Genomic DNA, 5,064 nt, shown 5'->3' on the forward strand with positions numbered 1-5,064 from the left:
GATTTATAAAAAATCATGAAAATAAAAAAGCCCATATTAAAATTAATACGAGCTTAAATATTTAAAATTATTTTTTTATTTTCATGATTTTTTATAAATCTGCAGGAATTACGATTCCCAATTTTTGTGCCGCATTTGTATTTATTTGCAAAGATAAATTCTGCAAATATTCTATCGGCATATCGGCGGGTTTCGATTCTCCTTTCAATATTTTTGCCGCTTGTTTTGAAGTCAACTTTCCAAGCTCATAATAATTGATTCCGTAAGTAGCCAAACCTCCCGCTGGAAGCATTCCCTCTTCTCCGCATATAACTGGTATTTTCGCTGGTTCGGTTATCGACACTACCGTAGGCATTCCCGCAGAAACCATATTGTCGGTTGGAACATAAATAGCGTCAACTTTTCCGATTAAATTTTGAACCACTTGCTGAATTTCGTTAGGATTAGTTATCGTGGCATCTCTTGTGGTTAATCCTATTTCTTCCGCTTTCTTTCTTGCAATATCGACTTGGAATTTTGAATTCTGTTCGCTCGAATTATACAAGAAAGCGACTCTTCTTGCGTTTGGAATTAATTTTTTTAATAATTCCATCTGTTCGCTAACTGGCGTCAAATCGGAAGTTCCCGTAACATTACCGCCGGGCAAATTATTATCGGCGACAAGTTTTGCATCCGCAGGGTCGGTAACAGCCGTAATAAGTATAGGTATCTCTTTAGTCATATTTGCAACCGCTTGAGCCGCTGGAGTCGCAATCGCCAATATCAAATCGCTTTTGTCGTTAATAAATTTTTGAGCTATGGTAGTGCAATTTGCCTGCTCGCCTTGAGCGTTTTGATAATCTATAATAATATTTTTTCCGTCCTCGAATCCTTCTTCTTTCAATCCGTCAACAAAACCTCTATTTGCATCGTCTAGAGCGGCATGTTCGACTAATTGCAATATTCCGATTTTAAAAGCGGAAGATTCGCTTTTTGAACAAGAAACGGAAAGTAAAATTACAGATAATATTATTAGTAGTTTTTTCATATTTGTTTTCTCCTTTCAATGAAATTACTATTGTTAGAATTATACAAAATTTTACAATAAAGTCAAATATATGATATACTAAAAAATAAAAAAATTATTGAATTTATTCTCGAAGGAAAATTTTTATGATTGATTTGAAAAATATTGTAAACGAAAAATTTATTGGAAAAGAAGAAAATCCTATAAATCAAAATGAAATTTATAATCTCGCATCTTCCGTTAATATCAAAAATAATAAAAACGAAGCGCTTCTTATAATAGACGCTCAAAGAGATTTTATCGATACTGAAAAAGGAGCTTTAGCAGTTCAAGGATCGGCGGACGATATAAAAAGAATAATAAAATTTATTTACGATAATATAGAAAATTTATCTGCAATTTATACGACAATCGACACTCATAGTTACGATTCTATTTTTCATCCTTTTTTGTGGAAAACTCCAAACGGCGAATATGTCAAACCTTTTACCGAAATAACTTTGGAAAAAATAAAAAACAAAGAAGTTATTCCCGTTTATAAAGATATTCAAACCGATTATGTCAAAAAATTAAAAGAACAGGGAAGTCAAAATTTGATTATTTGGACTTATCACTGCATTTACGGAACGGACGGATGGCTTATTGAAAAACAGCTTTCAAATATTCTCGCGTTTTTTGAAGCTGCGAAAAAAACTTCCATAAATAAAATAATAAAAGGAACGGATAAATTTACCGAAATGTATGGAGCGATAAAACCAGAAGTATTGATGGGCGAAAATCATTATAATAACGATTGGGTAAAAGAGATTAAAGATTACGATAAAATATATATTTGCGGAGAGGCGAAAGATTACTGCGTTTACGAAACGATTAAACAATTTTGCGAAATTTATAAATCCGAAAAAAACATAACGGAAAAAATTTATTTTATGGATAATTGCTGCAGTTCGATTGGAGATAAAAATATTTGCACTAAAAAATACGAAGAGCTTGCGAATATTTATGGAATAAAATTGATAACCGTGTAAAAAAATTAAATTGTCATTGAGAATTTTTGTCAATGATTACTACAGCGTTATCTTTCGGAACTTTATCTTTCAGTGGATTTATTCCAGTTAAATCTTTCGGATTATTTTTATTTATTGGAATACTTACCGCGTTTTTGTTATCGCCAATTCTTTTGAAAATTGATAAAAAATATAATCGATTATAAGCGGAAATTTTGAAATTTTATTTATTTCTAAATTTGCTAAAAAACATAGTGATAAATCCTCCGCACCAGCTAAATATTCCTATTTTTAAAGATATTATAAGATGCTCGAAAAAATTCATTGATTTATCTTTTGTAAATTTTATCTCTGGAATATTTTTATCCAAATTTGATTCAAAATAATTATGATAAAAATCGTATTTATGATATCCTGTCCCGTCAAAACCTATATTATTTGTGAAAGAAAATTTTGAAGCCCAAACGCATAATTTTTTCCTCTCATACATAGCGAAAGAATAATAAACATCCCATAAGCCAGACTTTATTTGAGAATTATTTTTTACGGCTTTATTAATAGCAAATAAATGAAACCATGAATATACCGAACCTATTATTTTATGTTTAAGGCTTTTATTATACCAAGATATATCGCAATTATCCCAATTAATATCTCCCCATTTATGTTTCCAAGTTCCCCATCCCCAGCTATGAAACGCGTAAGTAAATATAACATCGCTTTTATAATTTTTTGTGGCATGTTTATGCGAGAACGCCGTTATAGCCATAATATCTTCATCGTCTTTATAGTAATTCAATGCATTATTCATAAATTCCAAAAAATAAATATTCGTTTCTATATCGTCTTCGAGTCCGATAAAAAATTCATGTTTTTCAAAAATTGTATTAACGGCTTTTACTGTAGAATCTTTTATTCCAAGATTTTTATCCGCTTCAAATATATAAACATTTTTAAAACCGTCTTTAACGCTTCTTATATATTCTCTAACTTCATTAACCGATTCTTCGTCTTCTTTTTTATTTGGAGCGTCCGAAAAAATATACAAATCCGTTTCGCTTGCCAATGTATTGTTTTTTAGAGATTCTATAGTTTTTTGAGTGTGATTTTTTCTGTTATATACGACTAACCCGACAGGAGCTAAAGAGCGTAATAATGGTTCTGTTCTGTTCTGTTCTGTTCTGTTCTGTTCTGTTCTGTTCTGTTCTGTTCTTCATGAGAATTTATCTCCGTTAAACTGCAATATTCCGAAATCTTTTCTTTCGGCTTTTACTTTATTTTTTAATTTATGGAAGAATTATACAATATTTAGAATTTTTGTCAATAGTTTAAAATAAAAAATTTATTATAGAGATTGCTTCGTTTTCACTCGCAATGACGCTGTATAAAAAGAATTGTCATTGCGAGCAAATATAATGAGCGTGGCAATCCAATTTTTAATACAATATGGCTTTCAATTTTGCATTCGTTGGCAAACACTTATTTATTAAATAATTTAACAATTCACATAAATAATCATCTTCCCTTACTAAAGAACGAAGTAATCATAAAAAATCCTCCGATTATGGCAAGGACAATATTTGGAAACCACATTGCGAAAAACGCGGGAACGGTTCTGTTTCCAGCGATTATTTCGGCGGCGGTTATAAGCAAATAATACATAACGACAACTATAACCGATATTCCGAAACCGAAACCTCTTCCGCTTCTCTTTCCCACTATTCCCAAAGGAGCGCCTACTATTACCATAAATAAACATGCGGCGGGAATCGAAATAAATTTATGAAATTCCACATAATAAAAATAAGGAACTGCGGATTCCATTCCTTTTGTTCGCATTTCTTTAAGTTCGGCGGAATTTGTATTTAAATATTCTTTTGCAAAAGCTCCCACATCTTTAACCGAACCGTCCGCAATATTAGAATACGAATTTATTATCATATCCGTTATTTGAATTCTTATCATATTGCTCGCTTCGGATTTTGTTTTTTCTATTTTATCATGTATTTTCCAAGCGGGAAGTTCTCTCAAACCTCTTTCATGTGACGATAAAGTGCTTACTCTTCGGACGATATTAATATCCATAGAATTGAAAACGCTAAAATCGTTACTCACTATTCCAAAATACGGCATCTCTTGAACTACTCCGTCATATAAAGTTAGAGTTATTACTCTTGAATTCGCTTCGTTATTATGCCAAGCTCCAGATTTTGCCGTTATTATTCTTTTTGATTCGGAAGTTCCGTCAAATATTACTACATTAGACATTCCGTTATTATCCGAATATTCCGCGCCAATCGAAAGTCCCATATCCGATATATAAGTAAAATCTAATTTTCCAACCGCAATCGAAGGACGCATATTAATCATATAGGATATTAAAGCTCTGTATCTATAATTCGATTCGCTCATTATCACATTATTAAAAAATAAAGAAAATAAAAATGTTAATACTCCAAGTATCATTATTGGAATATATATTCTCATATGCGAAAATCCCAAAGCCCGCATAACTATTATTTCATTGTCCGAAGATAATCTTCCGTATCCCATTATGCTCGCCATCAATATAGACATTGGAATAGTTATAGCGACATTGAAAGGCAGCATATAAACGAAAACCTCGAACGATGTTTTTATCGGCGCTCCGTTATTAATTATGAGTTTGAATAATTCTGGCAAAAGCTGTATTACGAATATAAAAGTAAAAAATAAAACTCCAGCTATGAAAGGACCTATAGCTTCTATTATGATATATTTAGTTATCGTTTTCATTTTCTATTTCTTAAAAATATTCTCTTAAATAAACCCTATAAAATATTAATAAACACTCCGAACGCCAAAATTCCCAAAGATATATAACTTAAATAATCAAATATAATCGGAGAAAGTAAAATAATAAACGCTTTAAACGAATCTTCAATATTAAAAGAAAATTTTATTTTTTCATCGGCAAAACACTTGAAATTTCCGAAAAATAGAGGTATACTATATAGGAATATCGTTTGACCTGAAGTCTTGGTGATTCAGTGGAGGTTCTGTTTTTATGGA

At 31.1% G+C, this 5,064-nt stretch carries 5 protein-coding genes; 2 read left to right on the plus strand and 3 right to left on the minus strand.

The window, feature by feature from the left end; genetic code table 11:
- Positions 1–91 precede the first annotated feature (91 nt).
- Positions 92–1,027 (minus strand): ABC transporter substrate binding protein, encoded by a 936-nt coding sequence (locus ACR0QS_RS10855; RefSeq protein ID WP_432633465.1) that lies wholly within the window; start codon positions 1,025–1,027, stop codon positions 92–94.
- 125 nt (positions 1,028–1,152) lie between these two features.
- On the opposite strand from ACR0QS_RS10855, the gene ACR0QS_RS10860 reads away from it, so the two are divergent.
- Entirely contained in the window at positions 1,153–2,034 is an 882-nt protein-coding gene (locus ACR0QS_RS10860; RefSeq protein WP_432633466.1) for a nicotinamidase, read from the plus strand.
- Positions 2,035–2,066: 32 nt separating this feature from the next.
- Positions 2,067–2,219, plus strand: coding sequence for a hypothetical protein (locus tag ACR0QS_RS10865; protein ID WP_432633467.1), 153 nt, complete (start codon positions 2,067–2,069; stop codon positions 2,217–2,219).
- Between the two features lie 17 nt (positions 2,220–2,236).
- On the opposite strand, the gene ACR0QS_RS10870 is transcribed toward ACR0QS_RS10865, so the two are convergent.
- Together ACR0QS_RS10870 and ACR0QS_RS10875 are read right to left on the minus strand one after the other, a co-directional pair.
- Entirely contained in the window at positions 2,237–3,079 is an 843-nt protein-coding gene (locus ACR0QS_RS10870; RefSeq protein ID WP_432633468.1) for a hypothetical protein, read from the minus strand.
- Between the two features lie 449 nt (positions 3,080–3,528).
- The gene (locus ACR0QS_RS10875) at positions 3,529–4,788 is read right to left on the minus strand and encodes an LptF/LptG family permease (RefSeq protein ID WP_432633469.1); all 1,260 of its coding nucleotides are present in this window, start codon (positions 4,786–4,788) and stop codon (positions 3,529–3,531) included.
- Positions 4,789–5,064: the final 276 nt, after the last annotated feature.

The sequence above is a fragment of the Brachyspira sp. genome, assembly GCF_050873525.1.
Lineage (GTDB): Bacteria > Spirochaetota > Brachyspiria > Brachyspirales > Brachyspiraceae > Brachyspira.